We start from the raw sequence: 23,496 nt of genomic DNA on the forward strand, positions 1-23,496 counted from the left end.
AGGCGACCTCGGCGCTCACAGTACGTGAAGCCATTGCAGCATCAAGAGGATGGCCCCCGCAATCACCGCGGCTGCGACGTCGTCCATCATGATGCCAAAGCCTCCGGGAAGGCTCTCGAAGCGGCGCACCGGCCACGGCTTGACCTGGTCGAAGAGCCTGAACAGCACGAAGCCCGTGACGAGGCCTGGCCAACCTGCTGGCGCCACAGCGAGCGTCAGCAAAACCCCAGCCACTTCGTCAATCACCACGACCTGCGGATCCGAGGCCCGTGACGTCCGTGCGACCTCACTCGAGGACCAGATCCCCAGCACCGTGACCAAAGTGCCAACCGCGAAGACTACGAAGGGGCCCCCGAGCGATGCCAAAGCGTAAAGAGGCAGCGCCCCGAGACTCCCCGCTGTGCCGGGCGCCCGCGGCATGAAGCCGCACCCCCACCACAACGAAAGCCAAAAGGCGAGGCGTTGCTTGGGGCCACCGGAGCGCATATGGCGCTTCCAGTCGGCGCTCGGGCCGAGCGAGGTGGGTGACTTCATCGAGAGCCGACGGGCGAAGGGAAAACGAAGCGGCGGTGCATGGGAAAGTTCCAGCCGACGCTGACGATGGCCGAGACGATCACGCGGGCGGCGAAATATTGCATGCCCCCCACCCGGTGCAACAAGGCCTCGCCCCCGGTGTTCAAGCCAAGGCTAATCCCTGACACGAGTGCGTAACGTAACGCCTGGGGGCCCATGTGACCAGCTTGGGCGGCGAAGATGAGGTGGCGCCCGAGCACGAAGTTGGTGAGCGCTCCGAGCCCCGCACCACACGCGGTGGCGGCCTCGGGCGAAGCAAGGCGCATTTCCACGAGACTCGTCATCACGACGAAATCCACCGTGGTGGAGACCAACGCTCCCAGCTGATGCTTGAGGAATACCTTCAGACCCACGGCGACCCCGATTTTGCGCCCGGCTAGAGGGCGCCGTCCAACAAACGACTCACATCCGGAGAGAACGCTTCACCTTCATGTACCACCAAGTCCGGCTCGACCTCCCGTGAGGTGGGCCCAGGACGGGCTTCCACGAACAGACGGTGTCGGGGGCGTCCTGGCGAGGGGCGGGCGTACCTCATCCGCACGTGGGCCAAGCCCGCGTTCGTCAGCGCCTCGAAGAGTTCGCCGTCCCGGGATGCCGGAAAGACGACGCCCAGGCGCCCCTGGGGAGCCAGAAGGCGGGCGGCCGCCGCCGTCCACGCGGGGAGCGGCAGAGCCAGCTCGTGGTGGGCCAAGGCGCGCTCGCGTTTAGGAGATAGGTGACCGCCCTCGAGCCGATAAAACGGCGGGTTGCACGCCACGAGATCAAAGCTGCCTTCGGACTGTCGAGGCGCCCAGGCGAGAAAGTCGCCCACGTGACAGGTGAGCCTTTCGTGAAGCCCATTGATCTGCGCCCCTCTCGCCAGAAGGTCGGCAAGGTGCGGTTGAAGCTCGATGGCCTCGCCGCGTGCATGTGGATCCCGTGTGGCCAGCACGAAGCCCAACACACCACATCCAGCGCCGAGATCGACGAAATCACCGTAGGGAGGCGTCAAAAACCCCGCCAACAGAACGGGGTCCAAGCTGAAGCGGTAGCCACGGGCAGGCTGAAAAACCGTGACCCGCCCCCGCAGGAGCGTGTCGCAGGTCACCTCGGCTGCGGAGCCGCCGCCGGAGTCGGCCGTGTCAGCCCTGTCCTCGCAGCCCAATGTCCCACCGGAAATGAGCGCCTTCGAAGCGGATGCCCTCGACCGCTCCGTAGGCGCGCTTGCGGGCCGCGTCGAGACTGGTTCCCACGGCGGTCACGCCCAAGACACGCCCCCCTGCCGTGAGTAGGGACTTGCCGTCGTGACGGGTACCCGCATGGAACACCAGGACCGAATTGTCGGGATCCTGGTCGGCAACGGCAGGCAAGCCCGAGATCGCGTCGCCGGTGCGCACCGCCACCGGATAGCCGGCGGCAGCCATCACGACACATACGCTCGTGCCCGGCCGCCAGGCGAGCTGTCCTTCGGGCAACCGCCCTTCGGCTGCACCCAACATCCAGGGTACGATGTCATCGACGAGCCGTGGCAGCACGGCCTGGGTCTCGGGGTCGCCGAACCGGCAGTTGAACTCGATCACCAGAGGCCCTCGATCGGGGGTCAGCATGAGCCCCGCGTAGAGCAGGCCCTGGAAGGGGCGCCCAAGCGCGGCCATGGTCCTCAACGTAGGGGCGAAGATCCGGGAGCCGATCTCCTCCATCATCGCTTCGTCGACCAGGGGAGAGGGGCTGTAGGCTCCCATTCCTCCCGTGTTGGGTCCCTTGTCGCCGTCGAGCACGGCCTTGTGATCCTCGGAAGAGGCCAAAAGCACGAAGCGCTCGCCATCGCAGATCCCCAGGATCGAGGCCTCGCGGCCTTCGAGTCGCTCCTCGATGACCACTTTCGCACCTGACTCACCGAAGACTTTGTCCTCGAGCATCCTGCGCACGGCCGCTCGTGCCTCGTCCGCATGCGAGGTCACTTCCACGCCTTTGCCGGCACAGAGGCCATCGGCCTTCACCACCACGGGCCGAGCCTGCTTCGCGATGAAGGCCTCGGCCTCGCCCACATCCGAGAACGTACCGTAGGCGGCCGTTGGCACACCGGCCGTTACCATCACGGATTTCGCAAACGCCTTCGAGCCTTCGATCTCCGCTGCGGCCTGCGAAGGGCCGAAAAAAGGCACCCCTGCGGAACGGAACGCGTCCCCAACCCCGCTGACGAGCGGCGCCTCCGGACCGCAGACCACCAACCCGATGTCCTCGCGCTTCGCGAGGGCGATCAGCTGCCCCGCGTCCGTGGGCGAAGCGGCGACACAGGCAACCCGGTCACCCAGGTCCGCGATGCCTGGGTTTCCAGGGACCACGATGAGCCGCGCGCAAAGCGGGCTTTGCAGGAGCTTCCACGCAAGTGCGTGTTCGCGCCCCCCGGCGCCGAGGAGCAGAATCGGAAACGGCGTCGCCTTGGACATGCGCGGTGTCCCTCGCTTCAGTGACGGAAGTGACGCTCGCCTGCGAAGATCATGGCGATGCCGTATTCGTTACAGGCGTCGATGACCTCCTGATCCCGGACCGAGCCCCCCGGCTGCACGATGGCCGTGATGCCCACCTTGGCAGCTTCATCCACACCATCGCGAAAAGGAAAGAAGGCGTCCGAGCCCACCACGCAGCCCTTGAGCGGTAAACGGGCTTTGCTGATGGCGATCTTCACCGAGTCCACCCGTGACATCTGCCCTGCCCCTACGCCGACCGTGCGGCCTTCGGCTGCGAAAACGATAGCGTTCGACTTGACGTGTTTGGTCACCCGCCAAGCAAAGTCCAGGTCCGCCAACTCGGCCGCCGTGGGCTCCCGCTTCGTGACCACGCGACCGCCCGTGGCGGGTGACGTCTGCACATCACGGGCCTGAACGAGCACCCCGCCTGCCACGGTCCGCAGGTCCCACGCGCCAGCGGGCAACGCCTCGAAAGGCAACCGCAAGACGCGGAGGTTTTTCTTCGCTCCGAGCAAGGCAAGGGCCTCCTCACTGAAGGCGGGGGCGATGATGCACTCGAGAAAGGTTTCAGTCATCTCTTTCGCGAGCGCGCCATCGACCTCCCGGTTGATCGCGACGATGCCCCCGAAAGCGGAGACGGGATCCGTCTCGCGGGCGCGCCGGTAAGCCTCCAGCACCCCCGCTGCCGCCACGGCCGTTCCGCAGGGATTCGTATGCTTCACGATGACCACGGCGGGCTCGGCAAACTCGAGGCAAAGCTTAAACGCTGCGTCGAGGTCGAGCAGGTTGTTGTACGATAGCTCCTTGCCTTGAAGCACCTCTGCACAGGCCAGTGACGGACCTACCATGTCGGGCCACCCATAGAAGGCCGCCGTCTGGTGTGGATTTTCTCCGTAGCGAAGCACGCTATGAAGATGCAGCTCGGGATGCAGCGTCTTCGGATACTCCGTAGGAGCCGTTTCGGGCGCTTCGACGCGACCGAGATAGGCGGCTATGGCTCCATCGTAGGCAGCGGTATGGGCGAAGGCCTTGCGGGCCAGCTGATAACGAAGCGTCTCCGTGACGCTCCCCTGCGCTTCCAGCTGGTCGCACACCCGGCCATAGTCGGCGGGATCAACCAGCACCGTGACCCTCTCGTGGTTCTTGGCAGCGGCGCGGATCATCGTAGGCCCACCGATGTCGATGTTCTCGATGATGTCCTCGAAGGGCGCGCCTTTGGCCACGGTGGCCTTGAAGGGGTAGAGGTTGACCACGACGAGGTCGATGGGGGGAATGCCGTGCTCGCTCATTTGCTGCCGATGCTCCGGCGTGGGACGGCCCAGCATGCCGCCAGCCACCTTCGGGTGTAGCGTCTTCACGCGGCCATCGAGGATCTCGGGTGCCCCGGTGTACACGCCCACCTCCACCACCGGCACGCCGGATTCCCGCAGAGTTTTGGCAGTTCCGCCCGTGGAGAGAATCTCGGCGCCCAGCTTGGCAAGGCGCTGGCCAAGCTCGGCGATGCCCGATTTATCGGAGACGGAAAGAAGTGCGCGAATGGTGGCTGTCACGGCGCCCGGTTTTTACCACGCAGGAACCGGTCCGCAGCCGCCTTTTTCGCCCCTTGTGGGTTGACGTGAGCGCGCGGCTCGCGAGGCGCGGCGCTCACGCGAGGACGTTCTCCTTGGGCGCTCGCAGGCCGGCTGCACGTTGCAGCTGGGCCACTTCTTTGTCATTCAGGTCGCGAAACTCGCCCATCTTGAGACCCTCGAACGAAAAGTCTCCGAACTTCACGCGGGAAATCTTGAGCACGCTGAGGCGCAGCCGCTCACCAACGGCGCGCAACGCCCGCGGTCGGAGTTCCTTGACCACGATCTCCACCCACATGTTCTTTCCTGTGGTGGCCAGAGGGTAGACGCCCTCGGGCTTGATGAGCCGCCCCTCGAAGCGCCAGCCTTTCCCAAGTTGGGCGATCTGATCCTCGCTGAGAAGTCCCTGGAACTTGAGGTGGTACGTCATCGTCAGAGGTGTTCCACTCCTGCGGCCCGGAATGCCCTTCACGATGCGCTCAGCCAACGCGCCGTCGGATGTGATGAGCAACATGCCCTCCGATCCGAAGTCGAGCGGCCCGACCACGATCCAGCCGGGCTCTTTGTCCTTGAGGTAGCGTTCGAGGCTGGGACGCTTGCGGCCGTCTTCGTCTCGAGGGGACTCGAGCACAGAAAGGCACTCCCGTGGCTTGAGCAGGAGGCGGTAAAGAGGAGCGTCGAGCTTGATGCGCTTGCCTTGGAGCTCGACCCTATCTCTATCGGGGTCAACTTGAACGCCGAGTTCGGTGACGAGCTTGCCATTGACGCGCACCGCGCCGGCCGCGATGAGGCGCTCGGCTTCACGGCGAGAGACAGCACGGGCTTGGGAGAGGAATCTTTGCAAACGAACCATGAATCGAGCTTTCTGATGGGCGGAAGGGAACGCGTCACGAAGGCGTTTGGCCTGGCTCGCCCTTGCCGGCTTCCAGGGCACGCGTAGCAGCCTCGGTGGCGCGTTCGAGTTCCTCGATGAGACTGTCGTCCTCGGGCACGTCCGCGATGGTGTTGTTGGAAAAGGCGCTAGGTCGGTCGCCCTTGAGCCCGTCGACCCGGACCTCGGGCTGAGGTGGGGCCCCGGTTTCGGGCGCCGCAGTGACATCGGCCTCCGGCCCCTCGGCGCTGGCGCGCGCCCCTGCGGGGGCCTCGTCGGCGCCGAAGGTGTCCTTCATCTTCTTCGACTCCTCCGCGCCGAGTTCGTGGAACTCGCGCAGCGTTGGCAGCTCGGTCAGATCAGAGAGACTGAAGGTCTTGAGAAACTCGGGCGTGGTTCCGTAAAGCAAGGGGCGACCCACGTCCTCTTTCTTTCCGATCACCCGGATCAGGTTGCGCTCGAGGAGGGTCTTGAGCACGGGACCACAATCCACGCCGCGAATGTCGTCGACCTCGGGGCGCGTGATGGGCTGCTTGTAGGCCACGATCGCCAGGGCCTCCATCATCGCTCGCGACAAACGCACCGGCTTGCCCTGCACCATTTTGCCGACGAAATCGGCGTTCCGAGGGTTCGTTTGAAAACGGAAGCTGCCCGCGGCCTCGACCAAAATGATGCCGGCATCGAGGCGGCTGTCCTTGAGCTCGTCCAAGGCCTTCTGCACTTTTCGGCCATCCCGCACGCCCGTCATGCGCTTGAGGTCGGCCATGGTCAGGAGCTTGTCGCTGGCAAACAGCAGGCTCTCGATGACGGAAACCAAGCGCGCGCCTTCGAGCCGTTCCAGGCCCTCGATGCCATCGGGTTCGCCGCTGCCCTCGTCTTCGCCCGGTGGGCTCAACGCAAACGAATCCTCGTCTGCCGGGTCCGCAGCGACTGCGTCGTCCACCTCCTCGGGCGGGGTGGCGCCGTCCGCACCAAAGAGATTGCGTACGTTGTCGGGCAACTCCTCAGCCTCGAGCGCTTCGAGCACGGCAGCGTCGTCCCACGAGATCGACTCTTCGTCCTCGAGCGCTGCGGCCCCTCGTTCCGAAACAATCTGCCCCTCTGCCGCGTCCTCGGTCGAGGGCGCCGGGCCCTCCTCCTCGCGTTGCGGGGCGTCCGAAACCTCTGCGCTCGCGGCCACCGCGCGTTTGCGCTTGCGCGCCTTGCTCTCCGCGTGGTCCATGGCGGCGGCGAGCGACGCGCCCTCGAGCGCCATGTCACTGTCCTGCCGCTCCGCCTCGACCTCCGCCTCCGAAGGAAACGCGTCACTCACCATGGATGCGGCATCCGCGACGCCGGGGGCCTCGGCGGCCTTCCCCGTGTCTTGCTGCTTCCCCTGCTTACGCTTGGCCATCGGGCTCCTCGTTCACCTGCTGGGGTTCCAGATTGTGGTTGTCATGCACGTCGACAGCCGCTTCCTCAACGGAGACAGCCGCTTCCTCAACGGAGACAGCCGTTTCCGCGATGACAGACGCCTCGGCCTCTGCCGCCTCTGCGTTTCGAGGAAGCTCCTCCTCCGCTGTCGCCTCGACCGCCGCGGCCCTGTCGGCCTCTCCGTCGGAGGTGGTGCTGAGCTGACGCGCGCGGCGCAAGACCTCGTCGCTGGTGGACGAGGCGCGGGCCACGAAGAAGGTCTCCGAAACGGGGTCTTGCAGCACCCGAATGGCCTTGAGTTTCGCGAGTTCGAGCACCGCCAACAAGGTGACCACCACCTGGTGGCGAAGCTCCACCAGCGGGAGCGTAAAATCGATGATGCTGTCGAAGCGAAAGCTCCCCTCGCCGGCCTCCAGCTTGTCGATGAGCTGGTTGATCCGCTGGGCCACCGACATGCGATCGATGACCACGTCGTGGGTGTGCTCGACGGGAGCGTCCTTGAGCAGATCCGCGAAGTGCTCGATGAGTTTCCAGGGAGAGTGCTCGGCCAGCACCTCCGGTCCCTTCTCGATGCTGACCGGCATGCCCCGTCCGAACACGTTTTTGCCTTCGATCGGGCGGTTGCCCAGCTGTTCCGCCGCGTCCTTGTACTTCTGGTACTCCAACAGCCGCCGAATCAACTCCTCTTTGGGATCACCAGACTCCTCCGCATCGTCGGCTTGCACATCGAGGGGCTCCGGGGCCGGCACCAGCTCGCGGGACTTGAGGTACGCCAGGGTGGCCGCCATCACCAGGTACTCGGCCGCAACCTCGACGGAGAGCGACTGCATGAGGTCGAGGTATTCGAGGTACTTTTCGGTGACGAAGGCGATGGGAATGTCGAGAATGTCGATTTCGTGGCTCTTGCAGAGGAAGAGCAACAGATCGAGGGGTCCCTCGAACTCCGGCAGGACCACCCGGTACGTGAGGTTGTCCGGGATCTCGGGCCCCTGACCTTCGGGCGCAGGGGCGCGTTCGCGCCCCGAGGGCGTGTTGGCCACCTCTGAGGTGTCCGCCGCTTCACTCATGCCGCCAACAAACCGTGAATCAACCGCAGCCAGTAATCGTAAAGATGAAACGCGGGCGTGAACCACAGGGACAAAAGCCCCGTGAACATCAGGCCCAAGAGCACCAACATGCCCCAGCGCTGCAAGAAGTCCACAATCCCCTGAAGAGAGGGCGGCAGGAACCAGGCCAGTACGGCTCCCCCGTCCAGCGGCGGGATCGGCAAGAGATTGAAGACCATCAACACGAAGTTGAGGCGGATCAGGTGCTCTTCCACGACGAGCAGCAGGGAATTGCTGGCAACGCCCACCCTCACCAAAACCACCATCACGAGCGAGCTCACCACCATGAGCACGAGGTTCATGGCCGGCCCCGCTATCGCGACGAACATGTGGCCCGTGGCGCGGGAGAACCGCCGGGTGTAGGCGGCCGTGTTGGTTTGGACCGGCTTGCCCCAACCCAGCAGGGGAAACGACGAAAACATCGCCACGAGCGGGAAGACGATGGTGCCCATCAGGTCGGCGTGGCGCAGGGGGTTCAGCGTCAGCCGCCCCTGGGACCGGGGCAGCGGGTCGCCCAAACGGGACGCCACCAGCGCGTGGCCGTATTCATGGACCGCTATGCTGAGGATCAGCGCAATCAAAAACAAAATTGCGCGCTGCACCAAGTCTGGAGAAATACTGCCCACGAATCGCCTGCCGGGAAAATGTCTGCCCGGTATAGCCGAGCCCCATGAGGATCTCAACGATCAGGGCCCCCGGGCTCCCGTTTCGCGCGGCGCCGCGCGCAAGTCTGCAAGAAGCCTACAAAAACCCACCTACAACGCAGTGCGAGCGGCGGCCTCACGACCGAGGATGGAATTTGTCGTAGACACGGCGCAGGTGGCTGCGAGACACGTGCGTATAGATCTCGGTCGTGCCGATGTCGGCGTGACCCAGCATGGCCTGGACCGAGCGCAGGTCGGCCCCCCTCTCCACGAGGTGGGTGGCAAAGGAGTGCCGCAGCTTGTGGGGCGAGATCGGGCGGGTGATGCCGGCGGCCAGAGCATACTGGTTGAGCTGCTTCCAAAAGGCCTGCCGTGTGAGGGGGCGGCCGAGGCGCGAAAGGAACAGGAACTCGGCCATGCGCTGATTGGGAGCCCGCGTGACCAGCGAGAGGCGAGCCCCTTCGAGATACATCCGAAGCAGGATCACCGCGGCCTGCCCCAAGGGCACCAGACGCTCCTTGCTGCCCTTGCCCATCGTCCGCAAGTACCCGGCGAGCAGGTTGAGGTCGCCGAGCTTCAGCTTGACGAGCTCCGAGACACGCAGCCCCGTGGCGTAGAGGGTCTCGAGCATCGCGGCGTCTCGGAGTCCCAAAGGATGGCTGCGGTCGGGGGCGGCGAGCAGCGCCTCCACCTCGGGGGAGGTTAGAAACGAAGGCAGCTTTCGCCCGAAGCGCGGCAGGTCAAGATTCTCGGTGGGATCGTTCGCCAGGAGGCGTTCATCCTTCAAAAACCGAAAGAACTGCCTGAGCGCAATGAGCTTGCGCGCCTGGGAGCGCGCGCCGATGGAGGTCTCCGTCAGCTGGGCCACGAAGTCGAGCACGTCGAGGGGTGTGATGGCTTCGACGCCCGCCGTCTTCCGTTCGACCAGGAACGCGATGAAGCTCCCCACGTCTTGGCCGTACGCCCCCACCGTGGCAGGCGCGAGCCTCCGTTCCACCTTGAGGTGGTCGAGAAACATCTGAAGTGCGCTGTCCATGCCGAATCGTGTCCTGGGACCATGCTCGCCGGCGCACACCTGCCACGCAAGTTCGCACACCCTGAAACGCACGCCCGCCGTCTTCGCCCGACCGGTGGCGCCCCGCGCCGAGACATGACAAGGTCCAAAGGCCCGCACCCCTCCCCTCGAGCCAAGGAGCAGCCATGTACCCGCCCCGCATCACACGCCACGCTGCCATCCGCCGCTGGGCCCTCCGCCTGACCTCGCTTGCCGCCCTCTGGGTGTGCCTTGCGGCCGGCGCCCGGGCCACGTGGGCACAGGGGGGACCTTCCGTCTTTCCCACCCTGCTGGACCTGCACCAGGTCAAGCCAGGGACTTGGGCCGAATACGGCCTCAGCGTGGGCGGAAACCAGATGAAGCAGCGGCTCGCCGTGGTGGCGCGTGATGAAAAGACCACCACGCTCGAGATGACGGTGGAGGGGGGCCCCATGGCGGCCATGGGGCGCATGATCCTGCAGCTCGCGCTGCCCCGCGACCCGAAGCTCGAGGGGCGCCCCTCGGCTGTAGTGGTACAGGTGGGAGCCAACGCGCCCATGCAAATGCCCACGAATCACCCGATGGCGCCGAAAGAGTCCTTCAAGCCCCTGGATCCGAAGACGCTCTCGACCAAGGCCGAAACCGTGAAGGTGCCAGGCGGCACCTTCAAAGCCCTCAAGCACGTGCAAACGCAAGGCGACCAAGAGGCCACCACGTGGCTCTCCGAGAAAGCGGCGCCGCTCGGTCTCGTCAAGATGGAAAGCAAGACCCAGATGGGCCCCGCTACGGTGGAATTGCTCAAGCAGGGCCATGACGCCAAGTCGTCGCTGAGCGGCAAGCCCCTGCCCTTCGACCAGAACCAGTTCATGCAGCAGCTCATGTCGGGCATGTCAGGCAAGAAGAAATGAGCACACCGACGGCCAAAACCAGCGACGACGCCGTTCGGCTGGCCTACGACGACCAAGGAGAAGGCCCGGCGGTCCTTCTGCTGCATGCGTTTCCCTTCGATAGGCGCTTCTGGATAGCCATCACCCCGGCACTCGTGAAGGCGGGGTTTCGCGTGATCAGCCCCGACCTGCGGGGCTTCGGAGAGTCTCCACGGTTGACGGGGACCCACACCGTGGCGGATCACGCGCGGGACGTGGCGCGGTTCATCGAGACCCTGGGGATCGCCCCGGCGGCGGTGGTGGGCTTGTCCATGGGCGGTTACGTGGCGCTCGCGCTTGCGGCGAACCACCCTCGGCTCGTGTCTGCTTTGGTGCTCGCCGACACGAAGGCTGCGGCCGACTCGGATGCCGCCCGCCAAGGTCGAGACCAAGCGATCGAGTTGGTCAACGCTCGGGGCGTGGCGCCCTTCGCGGACGGCATGCTGACCCGGCTCGTGGCCCCCGAGACGCCGCCCGACGTCATGAGATCCATCCGCCGCCTCATGAACCAGCCTGCACAGACCGTCGTGGCCACGCTGGCGGCCCTGCGGGACCGCCCGGATCGACGCGTCGATCTGCCAGCTATCTTGGTGCCCACCCTGGTCATCGCGGGTGCGCTCGATACCCTTTCGACGCCGGAAGAGAACCGCTCGATGGCCGAAGCGCTTCCGAACACCGTCCTGCAGCAACTACCCGACGTGGGGCACCTGCCGAACCTCGAGCACCCCGCGTGCTTCGCGGCCGCTCTGGTGGCATTCCTCCAGCGCCGGTGAGGGCCGCCCCTCACGGCCGCCGGCCACAGGCGGTCGACGAAGTCACGGGCCATTTGCCATGCGCACCCGCGCGCTCTGGACTAAACTTCAAAGCGACATGTTCGGACTGCCGCTCGGCATTCTCTCCACCGTGGGACAGGCACCCGAGCCCGGTTCCCTGCGGCCGCGGGTTCACCTGCGCCGCTTCGCCGGACCATCGGCCTACGTGGGCAAGATGCAGCCCCTGCGGATCGCCCACCTCACCGATCAGCACGTCGGGCGCATGACCCCGTTCGCCGTGCAGGTCGAGGCCGTGACCCGCGCTACCGCCGAAAACCCGGACCTGGTCGTGCTCACGGGCGACTTCGTCTGCCACAGCCAGCTTTACCTCGACCAGCTCAGCGAGCTCATGGGGCTGTTCAAGGTGCCGGTCATGGCCGTGCTCGGCAATCACGACCACTGGTCGGGCGCGCCCGAAGTCAGGAAGAGCCTGCTGCGAGCCGGCGTGGAGGTGCTGTCCAACCAGAACACCCTGCTCACGCTGCGCAATCAACGACTGCAAGTGGTCGGACTCGACGACGCCTACACCGGCCACGCCGACAAGGACAAAGGGACCAAAGGACTTCGGCGGGACGTGCCCACGATCGCGCTGTCACACATCGCCGAGGAGGCCGACGGTCTTTGGCAGCGAGGGGTGCCGTTCGTGCTCTCGGGACACACCCATGGCGGCCAGGTCACCGTGGCGAAACTCCACGAGCTCGCTTTGGGGCGCCTGTTCGGCCACAAGTACGTACACGGCCTCTACGGCAGCCGCGGTCCTCGGGGCGAAGACGACGTCCATGGCGCGGTCTACGTGGGCGCTGGCATCGGTGCCGCCGTGATGCCGTTTCGGGTAGGCGACCGGGGGCGCCGCGAGGTCACCATCTTCGAGCTCGGCATCTCCCCCGGCAGCTTCGTCGAACATCACGGGGAACAAAAGCCCCTCGAGGGGCGGCGGCCCTCCCTCGCGGTCCAGGCCAAACGGGCCCGGCAGGTGGTTCTCAAGCGCGAGAGGCGGGAGAGGCGGCTCAAGGCCTAGGGCCGCCGCAGGGCCGGCCCGCCCAGCGTGGCATCTGCGTTCTCCCGCACGCACGCGGCCCCTTCCCGAGCCGCCTGGTTGCGGCTATGTTCCGCCGCATGTCCGAGTTTCTGAAAGACCTGAAGCGAACGCACGACTGTGGTGCCCTGCGGGCCTCCGACGACGGCCAGCGGGTGAATCTCTTCGGGTGGGTGAGCAACCGCCGGGATCACGGTGGCTGCGTCTTCATCGATCTGCGGGACCGGGGCGGCATCACGCAGGTGGTGTTCGAGCCGACGTATGACGCAGAAGCGCATCGCCTTTCGGGAGAGCTCCGCTCCGAGTACTGCATCGGCCTTTCGGGCATCGTGCGCAGCCGCGGGGGGGCCAACAACCCCAACTTGCCCACCGGCGAGATCGAAGTTCACTGCGACAAGCTCACCATCTTCTCGAAGTCCGAGACGCCTCCCTTCGAGATCGCGGACGGTATCACGACGAACGAGAACATCCGGCTCAAGCACCGCGCGCTCGATCTGCGCCGCCCCGGCCTGCAGAAGAACTTCATCGTTCGGTCCAAGATCTATCAGACGGCCCGCAACACCCTCGCGAAGCACAGTTTTCTCGAGATCGAAACGCCGTTCATGGTCAAGTACACGCCCGGAGGCGCACGCAACTTCCTCGTGCCGTCACGCCTCAACCCAGGCAGCTTCTACGCGCTCGCAGAATCGCCGCAGATCTTCAAGCAGCTATTCATGGTCTCGGGGTTCGATCGCTATTTCCAAATCGTCCGCTGCTTCCGTGACGAAGATTTACGTCAGGATCGACAGCCCGAGTTTACACAGATCGACCTCGAGATGAGCTTCGTCAACGAGGTCGACGTGCAGACCGTCATCGAGGACCTGGTCGCGAATCTCTGGAAGGACGTTCTCGGCATCGAGGTACCTCGTCCGTTCGCCCGCATGCCCTACCCAGAAGCGATGTCGAAGTACGGCAGCGACAAGCCGGATCTGCGCTTCGACTTGCCTCTCACCGATGTGACCTCTGCCGTGCGCGCGACCGACGGGGGCGGCATCGCCATGTTCAAGACCGCCCTCGAGGCCAAACGCCCCGCCACCGATCCCGCCGTGGTGAAGCTGTGGCGTTTGCCCGCCGAGCAGGCCAACAAGCTCTCACGCACCGAGGTCGACAAGCTCGAAGAGTTCGTGAAGGGATTCGGGGCCAAGGGATTGGCCCGGGCACGCCTTGGTGAAGGCGGCGCCTGGACGCAGACGCCTCTCAAGACCGTGAGCGACGACCTTCGGCTGCAGATCAACGCGGCCGCTGGCGCAACCGACGGGGATTTGCTCTTCTTCCAGTTCGGCTCGCGCAAGCTGGCGAACACCGTGCTCGGAGCGCTTCGCCTTCACCTGGCCGAAAAGATGGGGCTCATTCCGGACAAGGTCTGGAAGTTCTGCTGGATCACCGAATTCCCTCTCTTCGAGGGCAGCGACGACGGCCGCCTGGTGGCAGCCCACCACCCCTTCACCTCGCCCGTGGAGGAAGACCTGCCGCGGCTCGAGTCGGATCCGGCCTCCGTGCGCGCCCGCGCTTACGATCTGGTGCTCAACGGCAACGAGATCGCAGGCGGGTCCATCCGTATCCACCAGGCTGACGTGCAGGCCCGCGTCTTTCGGGCCTTGGGCCTGTCCGACGAGGATGCTCAGCAGAAGTTTGGGTTCCTCCTGGACGCGTTCCGCTACGGCCCTCCTCCGCACGGCGGCATCGCCGCGGGCCTCGACCGCCTCGCCATGCTCATGTGCGGAGCTGAATCGCTGCGCGACGTGATCGCGTTCCCCAAGACGCAAAAGGGCACCGATTTGTGTACGGACGCGCCTTCGCAGGTATCTAATAAGCAGCTCGAAGAGCTTCACATCGCGCTGCGTACCTCCTGAACCTCGGGCGGGAGCGGCGTCTGACCCGATGACCCACGCCGCTCCTTCTCCGCACTCACTCGCTTCCGCCGATCGCGCCCAGCTCCTGGCGCGGTTGGCCCGCGAGCGCTTCGACGTTGTCATCGTGGGAGGGGGGGCCACAGGAGCGGCCTCGGCCCGAGACGCGGCCCTGCGAGGCCTCAAGACGGCGCTCGTCGAGCGGGGAGACTTCGCTTCGCAAACCTCGTCCGCCTCGTCGCAGCTCATTCACGGGGGCATCCGCTACCTGCAATACGGCAACTTCGGCCTGGTCTTCGAGGGCCTTGCGGAACGGCGCCGGCTCATGCGGGCGGCCCCGCATCTCTGCCGGCCCGTGGATTTCGTGTTCCCGGGCTATGCCGGTACGAAGCCGTCCCTGGGTACGATCGGACTCGGCATTCGCCTTTACAACTTGCTCGCGCTCGGCCGGCCGCCGAGCAAACGCGAACGACTGTCCCCCGAACGCCTCGGGTCGTTGGCGCCCCGGCTCCGCCGCGACGGCCTGCAAGGTGCCCAGGTCTACCAGGACTGCCAAACCGACGACGCCCGCCTGGTCCTGGAGAACGTTCTTGATGCCGAGAGCGCAGGCGCCGTATGCCTGAACCACGTGGAGGCCTCCCCGTGGCGACGCGACGAACGTGGGTTTTCGATTTCCGTTCGTGATCGCCTTCACGAGGGCGCGCCCTTCGAGGTGCACGGCCGTATGGTCGTCAACGCCACAGGCCCGTTTTCCGACGCCTACGCCGGCACCCGGAAGCTTCGCCCGACGCTTGGTGTCCACGTGGTGCTCCCCGCCGAGCGACTCCCCACGGCAGGCCGCGTGTTCGTGCTCAACGCACCCCGGGACGGCCGCCTGTTCTTCGTGATCCCGGCGGGTGCACGCACCTACGTCGGTACGACGGACACGGACTGGCAGCCCCCGCGGGACACGACCGAGCCCGGCAGGGGCGTGCACGCTCGTCGCAGCGACGTTGATTACCTGCTGGAGGCGGCCAACGCCGCCTTCCCCGAAGCACGGCTTACACACGCCGATGTGATTTCCACCTGGGCGGGGCTGCGGCCTCTGGTCGCGTCCCAGGACGACACCCCATCCGCCACGTCGCGGGAACACGAGATCGACTTCGAAGCCGGCGCCCTCACGATCACAGGGGGCAAGCTGACGACGATGCGGAAGATGGCCGAAGAGACTGTGGACCGGCTGGTGGCGTGGGGAGCGCGCCGCGGCCTCTCCGCGATTCCGCGAGCCTGCCGCACGCGCACGAGGGCACTGCCGGGCGGGGGGGCCTGGACCGCCTTGCCCGAGGCTCTGCCTGAGGAGGTCCGCACGCACCTGCATTTGCGTTATGGCTCCCGGGCCGAAGCCGTGGCCCGTTTGGCGCTGTCAGAACCCGACTTGGCGCAGCCCCTCACGCCCGACCTACCGGAACTCTGGGCGGAAGCCGTGTTCGCCATCGACCACGAGCGGGCCGAGACCGTCGAAGACGTACTGCGGCGCCGCCTCTCGATGTTTCGCTACGCACGTGACCAGGGCCTCGAGGCCGCCCCCCGCGTGGCCGCGCTGCTCGCAGCGAAAAAAGGGTCTTCGCCGCAGACCCAATCCGCCTGGATCGAAGCCTACGCGCGCGCCGTCGCCTCCACCCGTTCGTGGAAAGAGGAGTGACCCCGCCGGCGCCGCTCTCAGTCTCTCGCGCGCGGCAACGAAGGAAAGCTGACGGAGAACAGGGCGCCCCCCCCCGGAAGGTTGCTAGCCCGGATTCTCCCCCCGTGCTCCTCGACGATGGCGTACGTCACGGCCAGACCCAGCCCCGTGCCTTTGCCTTCGTCCTTCGTGGTGAAGAAGGGATCAAAGAGCTTCTCGAGGGCGGCCTCCGGTATCCCAGGGCCATCGTCGCGGAGTTCGAGCACGACGTCCTCCCCCTCGCAACGGGTGCTCACCTCCACGCGGCCACTGGCGCCAGGCCGCTGTGACACGATGGCGTCCACGCTGTTCGACAGCAAGTTGATGAGAATCTGCTCGAGCTGATTGGGGCTGCCCAGGATCGGGGGGAGGTTGGGCGCCAGGCTGGATACGATGGCCACGTCGCGGGCCCCGAATTTGTAGGGCGAAAAGCGTAGCGATTCGGAGATGACGTCGTTGAGGTTGACGGGCCCTCGGACGGTGGCAGGCCCCTGCCGCGCGAATCTCAGCAAGGATTGAACGATGGCCTTGCACCGCAGCGCCATCTTCTCGATCTCGGCCAAGTACTCCGTTCTCTCGTCGTCCGTGATATCGGGGCGCTGGAGGATTTGCGTGAACGCAAGAATGCCCCCGAGGGGGTTGTTGATCTCGTGCGCCACCCCTCCCGCCAACCTCCCGATCGCTGCGAGCTTCTCCGCATGGCTCAACTGCCGCGCAAGGTTGCGTTCCTCGGTCACGTCTCGATAGCGGCAAATGCTGAGGGGCTCGTCGGCGTCCTCGAACGGGTAGGTATGGATGCGGTAAGTCCGTCCGTTTTCCGATTCAATCTCGGCAATACGAGCTGCCCCGTCTCGGCGTGCACGCTCGACGGGGCAGCTTGCGCACGGCCCCTCGCGCGCACCGGGAAAAGCACGGGAGGATTCGGCCCGCAACTCGTGGCAGCGGCGCCCCACCACGGCTTGCACCGGTGCCCCCAGGTCATCTGCGAGCGCAAGGTTCGCTCGACGAACCACGTACTGAGCATCGATGATCATCAAGGGCTCGCTGATGGCATCGAAAGTCCGCTCCCACTGGCGCTTGGCCACGGAAACCAGAACCATGGTGCGATCGTCGAGCTCGGGTTTGGGCGTTTGCGTCATGGGCGAACGGGGGCCCGCAGAGTGCCTCGGCAGGCGCAGCGACAACTTGACCGTCAGTATGTGCGATTTTCCTTTCTCACGTGCGAAAACCGTTGCGCACCCGACCGGTCCTCCCTCGGCTCGCAGGCGTACAGTGCGAAGGCTCGTGCGCACCCAGGCCCAAAGTGAAGCGAGCAAAATCAGGCAGTTACGACGACAGCACCCGTGGCATGCTTAGTGCTAAGTCTCGGGATGCCTTCTGGGAGGAAGGGTTGAATGTCACAAGCACTGGCAACGACACAAACAAACAACAACAGCGTGGCGAACCCCAACAAAGCGCTGAAGATTTTGGCCAAGTCCGTCTACAAGGAGCTCCGCCAAAACGGTTACGAGCCCAAGCAGATCGTGGCCCTGGCCAGCGAGATCATCAGCCTGGTGACCTCGGACATCGACAAAGACGAAAGCTTCCGACTCGACTGATTCCACCCGAAACGCCCCGCAAGGGCGTTTTTTCGTTTGTGCCGCTCGCCGCGCAAGGCGCGAGCTGCGGCGGCCACGCTCCCGAACGCTTTCCCAGGCGTTCGGGATTTTTCGCTTTGAGTCCTGCAAGGCGATGCGGAGGCGCCGGAGATCGGCCGTGGACGATGGGAAGCGATCCGTGTAGAACACGCCTCTCCGATGGCCGTCCGTAAGCTTTCAGACCTCGACCTCACCGGTCGCCGGGTGTTCGTCCGCGTTGACTTCGACGTGCCATTGACCCCCGCGGGTGGGGTCGCCGACGGCACGCGCATCGACCAGGGATTGCCAACTCTTCGCCACCTGCTCGAGCTCGGATGCCGGGTGGTGTTGGGGGCGCACCTGGGCCGGGCGCACGGGCGTCCTGACCCCAAACTCACGATGGAGCCGGTGGCGGCCTATCTAGCCGCCGCTCTGCGGCGAGACGTCATGTTGACCGACGAGCCCGTGGGCGACGGCGCCAAAAAGGTGGTGGCCGACCTGCGCGAAGGAACGCTCGCCGTACTCGAAAACCTTCGCTTCGCCCCCGGTGAGCTTGCCAACGACGAGGGCTTCTCCCGTGCTCTGGCCGGATACGCCGACGTTTACGTCAACGACGCGTTCGGGGCCGCCCAGCACGCTCACGCCTCGACCGTAGGAATGGTTCGCCACTTCAGCGAGCGAGGCATGGGCCTGCTGATGGAGCGGGAGCTCCAGGTGCTGGGTCAGATGCGCGATGACGTCTACCGCCCCTCCTTCGCGGTACTGGGAGGGGCTCACGTCGGTGAAAAGCTGGCATTGCTCGAGGGCTTGCTCGATCGCATTGACGCCGTGTACGTCGGAGGCGCTTTGGCAAACACCTTCCTGCGTGCGCGCGGCGCCGAGCTCGGTCGTTCCTTGCGCGACGATGACAAGCTTGCCACCGCCCGGGTCGTGTTGAAAAAGGCCGATGATCGGGGTGTACATGTTCATTTGCCGCGGGACTTCGTGGCCGCGGCGGGCGTTCGCAGCGACGACGGGCGGGTGGTGCCAGCGCTCGAGGTGCCGGAAGACCTGGCCGCGCTCGACATTGGACCCGAGACGCGACGCCGCTACGCCGAAGACCTGGCCCGGGCACGCACGGTGTTCTGGAACGGCCCCATGGGGGCCTTCGAGCACGCACCCTTCGCCGAAGGCACGTTCGAGGTCGCCCGAGCAATCTCCCGCACGGTGGGCTCGTTGACCGTGGTCAGCGGAGGGGACACGGCTCTCGCGGTGCGGCGTGCAGGTGTGGTGGACAAGCTTTCGCTCGTCTCCACGGGAGGGGGCGCGACCCTCCGCTACCTCGAACGCAAGCCCATCCCGGCGCTGGACGCGCTCGGCCTCTGACCCGCCGGAGGAAGTCTGAAGGAAGCGCTCCCGGTAGGCCTTGCTTTTCAGGTGCGGCGCATTCGCCCAAGATGCGCTAAACAAGGGGCCGCCCGAGGGCGCCCCGTGACCCACCCCGCGCTTCCGGCCCGACCGATTTCGTCCACCGCCCAAAAGGAAAGTCGACCCGAACGATGAGCACTCCCCGCGTACGTCCCTTCTTCTGTGGAAACTGGAAGCTGTTCGGCACGTTGGCCGACTCCGTGGCGTTGGCCTCCGGCGTGCGCGACGGCGTGGCTGGCGTAGGCGGCGTCGACGTGGGCGTGGCGCCGGGCTTCCTCGCGCTGCGTACCGTGGTGGAAGCGTTGCAGGGCAGCGGCCTGAAGGTGGCCGCCCAAAACGGGTACTGGGAAGAAAAAGGCGCCTTCACGGGCGAGGCCTCCATGGGCCAAATCGCCGATGCCGGCGCGGGCTGCGTGATCATCGGCCATTCCGAGCGCCGCACCCTGTTCGGCGAGACCGATCAGATGGTGAACAGAAAAACGAAGGCAGCGCTCACCAAGGGCCTGCAGCCGATCGTGTGCGTGGGCGAAACCCTCGAAGAGCGCGACGGCAACAAAACGCTCGACGTGGTGGGTCGCCAGGTGGATGCCGCCTTCGCTGACATCGCCCCCACCGAGATCGTCAAGTGCGTGGTGGCCTATGAGCCCGTCTGGGCGATCGGAACGGGACGAAACGCCACGCCGGAACAGGCCGTGGAAGTCCACCAGTTCATTCGCCAGCGGCTGTCGACCCTCATCGGCGACAAGGCTCTTCAGTTTTGCATCCAGTACGGTGGCAGCGTAAAGCCCGAGAACGTGGCGAGCCTGCTGTCGCAGCCCGAGATCAACGGGGCCCTCGTCGGGGGCGCCTCCTTGACCGTGGCTTCTTTCGTCGACTTGGTGAAAAAGGGCACAGAGGCATGTTCACGGTCCTAACGATTCTTCACGTCTTCATCTGCTTGTTCTTGATCCTGGTCGTGCTGTTGCAGGCCGGCAAGGGTGGCGGTATGGGCATCGGCTTCGGCAGCGCCACCAGCCAAACGGTGTTCGGTGGATCGGGAGCGGGAAACTTCCTGTCGCGCATGACCGCAGTCGTGGCGACTCTGTTCATCGTCAATTCTCTGGCGCTGGCGTACCTGTCTACCCAACGGGACTCCCCGCGGCTGCGCGCCATTGCGGCTGAGAAACAGAAGGCCCAGGAAGCCGACGAGGCGGCCAAGGAAAAGCTCCTGAAGGACGTCGAGAAGGCCAAGTCGTCAGCCGCCTCCGAGGCAGCTGGCAACACGCCCGCCGAGAGCAACGAAGCCACGTCCGCTCCCGCTTCCGAGGCTCCGGTGGAAGGTCAAGCGCCCGCCGAGCCCCCTGCGCCCGCCGAGCCGCCAGCGCCCGAGGCGCCGCCTGCCGAGCCGGGTAGCAAGTAGCAACCCGAGCTTCGCTCGATGCCTCTTCCGGGCGCCGCCGTCGGCGTCCGGGAACAAAAACCTGCCGATCTTCGTGGTCGACCTGAAACGGAACCGCGACGGCGCGCATCCGATACGGGCCCGAAGGAAAGAACCACAAGATGAGCAGTGTTCCGTTTACCAAGGTGGAGGGGCTGGGAAACGACTTCGTGGTCGTAGATCTGCGTCCTGGCAAGCCTGCCGCGGAAGCACGTGACGCGGTGACCGCACCCTCCGCGGTGCGATCCATTTGCGACCGCCACTTCGGCGTCGGGGGCGACGGCGTCCTGGCCATCCTGCCGAGCGAGCAGGGCGACGCCCGCATGCGGGTACTCAACGCTGACGGCAGCGAGGCCGAGATGTGCGGCAACGGCATCCGGTGTGTCGCGAAGGTCTTGTTCGAGGACAACCCCGATCTCCGCAAGGACGTCTTGCGCATCGAGACGGGTGCCGGCGTGCTCGCGTGCGCCGTCGACGCCAAGGCGGCCGAGGTGAACACGGTAGCGGTCGAGATGGGCAAGCCCCGCCTGGCGCGCGCCGAGATTCCGATGGGCGGGACGGCGGGTGAGCTGGCCGTTCGGACCCGGATGTCGCTTGCCGACAAAGACTTCGTCTTCACGGCCGTGTCCATGGGCAATCCCCACGCCGTCATCTTCGTCGACGACCCTGCGGCCGACCTGCGCGCGATGGCGGCGACCTTCGGGCCTCGCATCGAAAACGCCCCGCTTTTCCCGAAACGAACCAACGTGGAGTTCGCCCGCGTGCGCGGCCAAGAAATCGACCTGGTGGTCTGGGAGCGAGGCTGCGGCATCACGCTGGCTTGCGGTACCGGCGCCTGCGCCACGGCAGTGGCCGCGTACCTCGAAGGACGGCTGCCGGCAAACCAGGAGGTCCCGGTACACCTCCCTGGGGGAACTCTCTTTATTCGGGTCGACACGGCACCGCAAGACCGGGACACGACCGCCGACCTTGCGCCTCGCGGCGTGCGTATGCGAGGCCCCGCCCGCCGGGTGTTCAACGCCACGTTGCCGTTGCCGGTTGTGAGGTGAATGCACGCACCTTGCCGTGGCTGCCGTCCTGGGTGTCTCACCCGGACCGAGAACCCAGAGAACAAAAAGGAAGCGAACCTTCCGACCAGTCTCAGGATCTGTTCGATTTTTTCGATGTAACCCAAGAAATTTGCTCTTTGTGGCCGTGCTCCTCGACGGCTACGATCGGTAGAAAAACTCACACCCACTTACCCGACCGGAGGCTGAGGCCACAATGAAGTCCACTGGCACCCCCCCTAAATCTCGTCACGCCGTTTGGAGCATCGCCGGGTTCGCCCTGGGCGCAGCGCTCACGGTTGCAGGCGCTTCCGCCGTGACCGCCTGCGTGGCGGCTGGTGAATGTACCGACGACTGCGCAGAGGGCAGCGGCTCAGGCGGTGGCGGCGGCAACGCCAGCGGCGGCAAGGGCGGTGGCGGTGGCTCGGGTGGCGGTTCGGGAGGTTCTGGCGGCAGCAGTGGTGGCTCGGGCGGCGCAAGCGGCGGGTCCGGAGGCGGCGCGATCACGCTGCCGAATCTCCTCGAGACAGCCGTCGCTGACTGCGAGTTTCAGACGGTGAAGGAAGTGGAAGAGAAGCTGCTTGTGCCGCAATGCGGCAACTGCCATTTCCGAAACAGCCCGATCGCGAAAACAGATCTCAAAACCGCAAAAATTTACGAGCGCCTGTTTGACAAGGCTCCACAGGACAAGTGCAAAGAGGACAAGCTCCTCGACCCTGAGGCGACCGAGAAGAGCGTACTGCTCGTCAAGCTCGACAGCGACCCGAAGTGCTCGAATGGAGAGGACGGGGGTGACAAAATGCCTCCGCAGGCGTTTACCGAGGCCCAAAAAACTTGCCTGACCGAGTACGTGAAGGCGATAGCTGCGGCCGCTAAACCGTAGGCCCGCAGGTCCCGAGTCAAAACAGCGTCCCCTGCGCGCCGCCCTTGGGCGCAGGGGGAGGCAGCTCGAGATGTTCGTACGCGCGGCGGGCCGCCATGCGGCCCTGCCTTGTGCGAGTGAGAAAGCCCTCCTGGATGAGATAGGGCTCGTAGACGTACTCGAGGGTGTCGCGGTCCTCGGCGAGCGCCGCGGCAAGTGATTCCACCCCCACGGGGCCTCCGTCGAAGCGCTCGATGATCGTGTGCAGCAGGCGGCGATCGCCGGCATCCAGGCCCGCCCGGTCGATTTCGAGGCGGAAGAGGGCATAGTCCGCTGCGCTGGCCGTAATGCGACCGTCGCCCCGGACCTCGGCGAAGTCACGCACGCGGTGCAAGAGCCGATTGGCGATGCGAGGTGTGCCGCGCGCGCGCCGCCCGAGCTCGGCAGCGCCGTCGTCATCGATCGGAATGCCGAGGATGCGCGCCGAGCGCAGCACGATGGCCATGAGTTCGTCCGGGTCGTAGTAGCTGAACCGCTCGACGATGCCAAACCGCGACAAGAGCGGCGACGTGAGTTGCCCCGTGCGGGTGGTGGCGCCCACGAGCGTGAACTTTTCGAGAGGCACCGTGATGGCGCTGGCGCCTGCCCCGGTGCCGGTGACGATCTCGATTTTGTAGTCTTCCATGGCCGGGTACAGGCTCTCTTCAATCACCGGAGACAAGCGGTGAATCTCGTCGATGAAGAGCACGTCTCCCCGCCCGAGCGACGTGAGAATGCCTGCCAAATCGCCCTTACGCTCGAGAGAGGGTCCCGAGGTTACGCGGGCCTCGGTCCCCATCTCGTGAGCGATGACGTGGGCCAAGGTGGTCTTGCCTAGACCCGGCGGCCCCGAAAGCAGCACGTGGTCGAGCACGTCGCTGCGCCGCTTGGCGGCCTCGACATAGACGTGAAGGTTCTCGGCCACCTTGCGCTGCCCCACGAACTCGTCGAACGACTGGGGCCGGAGCGCAAGCTCCTCACGTTGTTCCTCGTCGGACGAGTCCGCGCCGTCAGGCGAGATCATCCGCGCCGTGCCCGCAGCCGCCGCCGAGGGCATCGGGGGCTCGACCGATGAGGGTTCACCGTCGT

Annotated in this window: 23 protein-coding genes; 11 read left to right on the plus strand and 12 right to left on the minus strand. The window is 65.6% G+C overall.

Going from position 1 to position 23,496, the window contains the following annotated elements; all coding sequences use genetic code 11:
- Positions 1–15: 15 nt before the first annotated feature.
- The 10 genes from KA712_23010 to xerD form a co-directional block, all read right to left on the minus strand.
- Positions 16–534, minus strand: coding sequence for a phosphatidylglycerophosphatase A (locus tag KA712_23010; GenBank protein MCG5055838.1), 519 nt, complete (start codon positions 532–534; stop codon positions 16–18).
- Positions 531–926, minus strand: coding sequence for a GtrA family protein (locus tag KA712_23015; protein ID MCG5055839.1), 396 nt, complete (start codon positions 924–926; stop codon positions 531–533). The genes KA712_23010 and KA712_23015 overlap by 4 nt, the downstream gene beginning before the upstream one ends.
- 23 nt (positions 927–949) lie before the next feature.
- On the minus strand, positions 950–1,660 hold the full coding sequence (locus tag KA712_23020) for a methyltransferase (protein ID MCG5055840.1): 711 nt from the start codon (positions 1,658–1,660) through the stop codon (positions 950–952).
- A 34-nt stretch (positions 1,661–1,694) separates the two neighbouring features.
- The gene (purD, locus tag KA712_23025) at positions 1,695–3,002 is read right to left on the minus strand and encodes a phosphoribosylamine--glycine ligase (GenBank protein ID MCG5055841.1); all 1,308 of its coding nucleotides are present in this window, start codon (positions 3,000–3,002) and stop codon (positions 1,695–1,697) included.
- Positions 3,003–3,019: 17 nt separating this feature from the next.
- A complete protein-coding gene (gene purH, locus KA712_23030) occupies positions 3,020–4,561 on the minus strand; it encodes a bifunctional phosphoribosylaminoimidazolecarboxamide formyltransferase/IMP cyclohydrolase (protein MCG5055842.1) in 1,542 nt (513 codons plus the stop codon).
- Positions 4,562–4,667: 106 nt separating this feature from the next.
- The gene (locus KA712_23035) at positions 4,668–5,444 is read right to left on the minus strand and encodes a hypothetical protein (GenBank protein ID MCG5055843.1); all 777 of its coding nucleotides are present in this window, start codon (positions 5,442–5,444) and stop codon (positions 4,668–4,670) included.
- A 34-nt stretch (positions 5,445–5,478) separates the two neighbouring features.
- On the minus strand, positions 5,479–6,855 hold the full coding sequence (gene scpB, locus KA712_23040; GenBank protein ID MCG5055844.1) for an SMC-Scp complex subunit ScpB: 1,377 nt from the start codon (positions 6,853–6,855) through the stop codon (positions 5,479–5,481).
- On the minus strand, positions 6,842–7,942 hold the full coding sequence (locus tag KA712_23045; protein ID MCG5055845.1) for a segregation/condensation protein A: 1,101 nt from the start codon (positions 7,940–7,942) through the stop codon (positions 6,842–6,844). Before KA712_23045 ends, scpB begins: the two co-directional genes overlap by 14 nt.
- The gene (locus KA712_23050; protein ID MCG5055846.1) at positions 7,939–8,583 is read right to left on the minus strand and encodes a site-2 protease family protein; all 645 of its coding nucleotides are present in this window, start codon (positions 8,581–8,583) and stop codon (positions 7,939–7,941) included. The genes KA712_23045 and KA712_23050 overlap by 4 nt, the downstream gene beginning before the upstream one ends.
- A 178-nt stretch (positions 8,584–8,761) precedes the next feature.
- Entirely contained in the window at positions 8,762–9,661 is a 900-nt protein-coding gene (gene xerD, locus KA712_23055) for a site-specific tyrosine recombinase XerD (GenBank protein MCG5055847.1), read from the minus strand.
- Between the two features lie 164 nt (positions 9,662–9,825).
- On the opposite strand from xerD, the gene KA712_23060 reads away from it, so the two are divergent.
- From KA712_23060 to KA712_23080, 5 genes are all read left to right on the plus strand, one after another.
- Positions 9,826–10,566, plus strand: coding sequence for a hypothetical protein (locus KA712_23060; GenBank protein MCG5055848.1), 741 nt, complete (start codon positions 9,826–9,828; stop codon positions 10,564–10,566).
- On the plus strand, positions 10,563–11,357 hold the full coding sequence (locus KA712_23065) for an alpha/beta hydrolase (protein ID MCG5055849.1): 795 nt from the start codon (positions 10,563–10,565) through the stop codon (positions 11,355–11,357). The genes KA712_23060 and KA712_23065 overlap by 4 nt, the downstream gene beginning before the upstream one ends.
- A 97-nt stretch (positions 11,358–11,454) precedes the next feature.
- On the plus strand, positions 11,455–12,414 hold the full coding sequence (locus KA712_23070; protein ID MCG5055850.1) for a metallophosphoesterase: 960 nt from the start codon (positions 11,455–11,457) through the stop codon (positions 12,412–12,414).
- Between the two features lie 98 nt (positions 12,415–12,512).
- Positions 12,513–14,324, plus strand: a complete 1,812-nt coding sequence (aspS, locus tag KA712_23075; GenBank protein ID MCG5055851.1) for an aspartate--tRNA ligase — start codon at positions 12,513–12,515, stop codon at positions 14,322–14,324.
- Between the two features lie 28 nt (positions 14,325–14,352).
- Complete coding sequence (locus KA712_23080) at positions 14,353–16,002, plus strand: glycerol-3-phosphate dehydrogenase/oxidase (GenBank protein ID MCG5055852.1); 1,650 nt, start codon at positions 14,353–14,355, stop codon at positions 16,000–16,002.
- 17 nt (positions 16,003–16,019) lie between these two features.
- On the opposite strand, the gene KA712_23085 is transcribed toward KA712_23080, so the two are convergent.
- A complete protein-coding gene (locus KA712_23085; GenBank protein MCG5055853.1) occupies positions 16,020–17,159 on the minus strand; it encodes a PAS domain-containing protein in 1,140 nt (379 codons plus the stop codon).
- Between the two features lie 255 nt (positions 17,160–17,414).
- Between KA712_23085 and KA712_23090 the strand changes: the two genes are divergently transcribed.
- The 6 genes from KA712_23090 (at position 17,415) to KA712_23115 (ending at position 22,389) form a co-directional block, all read left to right on the plus strand.
- The gene (locus tag KA712_23090; protein ID MCG5055854.1) at positions 17,415–17,618 is read left to right on the plus strand and encodes a hypothetical protein; all 204 of its coding nucleotides are present in this window, start codon (positions 17,415–17,417) and stop codon (positions 17,616–17,618) included.
- 198 nt (positions 17,619–17,816) lie between these two features.
- Positions 17,817–19,001: a phosphoglycerate kinase gene (locus KA712_23095; GenBank protein MCG5055855.1), complete on the plus strand. Its 1,185-nt coding sequence runs from the start codon at positions 17,817–17,819 to the stop codon at positions 18,999–19,001.
- Between the two features lie 173 nt (positions 19,002–19,174).
- Positions 19,175–19,957 carry a triose-phosphate isomerase gene (gene tpiA, locus KA712_23100; protein ID MCG5055856.1) on the plus strand — a complete coding sequence of 261 codons (783 nt, stop codon included), beginning with the start codon at positions 19,175–19,177 and terminating at the stop codon, positions 19,955–19,957.
- Positions 19,942–20,442, plus strand: a complete 501-nt coding sequence (gene secG / locus KA712_23105) for a preprotein translocase subunit SecG (GenBank protein MCG5055857.1) — start codon at positions 19,942–19,944, stop codon at positions 20,440–20,442. Before tpiA ends, secG begins: the two co-directional genes overlap by 16 nt.
- Before the next feature lie 140 nt (positions 20,443–20,582).
- Complete coding sequence (gene dapF, locus KA712_23110; GenBank protein MCG5055858.1) at positions 20,583–21,509, plus strand: diaminopimelate epimerase; 927 nt, start codon at positions 20,583–20,585, stop codon at positions 21,507–21,509.
- A gap of 313 nt (positions 21,510–21,822) precedes the next feature.
- Positions 21,823–22,389, plus strand: a complete 567-nt coding sequence (locus KA712_23115) for a hypothetical protein (GenBank protein ID MCG5055859.1) — start codon at positions 21,823–21,825, stop codon at positions 22,387–22,389.
- 16 nt (positions 22,390–22,405) lie between these two features.
- Here the strand turns inward: KA712_23115 and ruvB are convergent, their stop codons facing one another.
- Complete coding sequence (gene ruvB, locus KA712_23120; protein ID MCG5055860.1) at positions 22,406–23,431, minus strand: Holliday junction branch migration DNA helicase RuvB; 1,026 nt, start codon at positions 23,429–23,431, stop codon at positions 22,406–22,408.
- Between the last annotated feature and the right edge of the window lie 65 nt (positions 23,432–23,496).

It is taken from the genome of Myxococcales bacterium (assembly GCA_022184915.1).
GTDB lineage: Bacteria > Myxococcota_A > Polyangia > Fen-1088 > Fen-1088 > JAGTJU01.

What these genes read in the sequence shown, in the direction of transcription:
- scpB (MCG5055844.1), bottom strand. Translation starts at nt 6,855, where the DNA reads ATGGCCAAGCGTAAGCAGGGGAAGCAGCAAGACACGGGGAAGGCCGCC.
- KA712_23085 (MCG5055853.1), bottom strand. Translation starts at nt 17,159, where the DNA reads ATGACGCAAACGCCCAAACCCGAGCTCGACGATCGCACCATGGTTCTG.
- KA712_23010 (MCG5055838.1), bottom strand. Translation starts at nt 534, where the DNA reads ATGAAGTCACCCACCTCGCTCGGCCCGAGCGCCGACTGGAAGCGCCAT.
- KA712_23045 (MCG5055845.1), bottom strand. Translation starts at nt 7,942, where the DNA reads ATGAGTGAAGCGGCGGACACCTCAGAGGTGGCCAACACGCCCTCGGGG.
- tpiA (MCG5055856.1), top strand. Translation starts at nt 19,175, where the DNA reads ATGAGCACTCCCCGCGTACGTCCCTTCTTCTGTGGAAACTGGAAGCTG.
- KA712_23095 (MCG5055855.1), top strand. Translation starts at nt 17,817, where the DNA reads ATGGCCGTCCGTAAGCTTTCAGACCTCGACCTCACCGGTCGCCGGGTG.
- aspS (MCG5055851.1), top strand. Translation starts at nt 12,513, where the DNA reads ATGTCCGAGTTTCTGAAAGACCTGAAGCGAACGCACGACTGTGGTGCC.
- dapF (MCG5055858.1), top strand. Translation starts at nt 20,583, where the DNA reads ATGAGCAGTGTTCCGTTTACCAAGGTGGAGGGGCTGGGAAACGACTTC.
- xerD (MCG5055847.1), bottom strand. Translation starts at nt 9,661, where the DNA reads ATGGACAGCGCACTTCAGATGTTTCTCGACCACCTCAAGGTGGAACGG.
- KA712_23065 (MCG5055849.1), top strand. Translation starts at nt 10,563, where the DNA reads ATGAGCACACCGACGGCCAAAACCAGCGACGACGCCGTTCGGCTGGCC.
- KA712_23060 (MCG5055848.1), top strand. Translation starts at nt 9,826, where the DNA reads ATGTACCCGCCCCGCATCACACGCCACGCTGCCATCCGCCGCTGGGCC.
- secG (MCG5055857.1), top strand. Translation starts at nt 19,942, where the DNA reads ATGTTCACGGTCCTAACGATTCTTCACGTCTTCATCTGCTTGTTCTTG.
- KA712_23090 (MCG5055854.1), top strand. Translation starts at nt 17,415, where the DNA reads ATGTCACAAGCACTGGCAACGACACAAACAAACAACAACAGCGTGGCG.
- purD (MCG5055841.1), bottom strand. Translation starts at nt 3,002, where the DNA reads ATGTCCAAGGCGACGCCGTTTCCGATTCTGCTCCTCGGCGCCGGGGGG.
- KA712_23080 (MCG5055852.1), top strand. Translation starts at nt 14,353, where the DNA reads ATGACCCACGCCGCTCCTTCTCCGCACTCACTCGCTTCCGCCGATCGC.
- KA712_23035 (MCG5055843.1), bottom strand. Translation starts at nt 5,444, where the DNA reads ATGGTTCGTTTGCAAAGATTCCTCTCCCAAGCCCGTGCTGTCTCTCGC.
- KA712_23070 (MCG5055850.1), top strand. Translation starts at nt 11,455, where the DNA reads ATGTTCGGACTGCCGCTCGGCATTCTCTCCACCGTGGGACAGGCACCC.
- ruvB (MCG5055860.1), bottom strand. Translation starts at nt 23,431, where the DNA reads ATGATCTCGCCTGACGGCGCGGACTCGTCCGACGAGGAACAACGTGAG.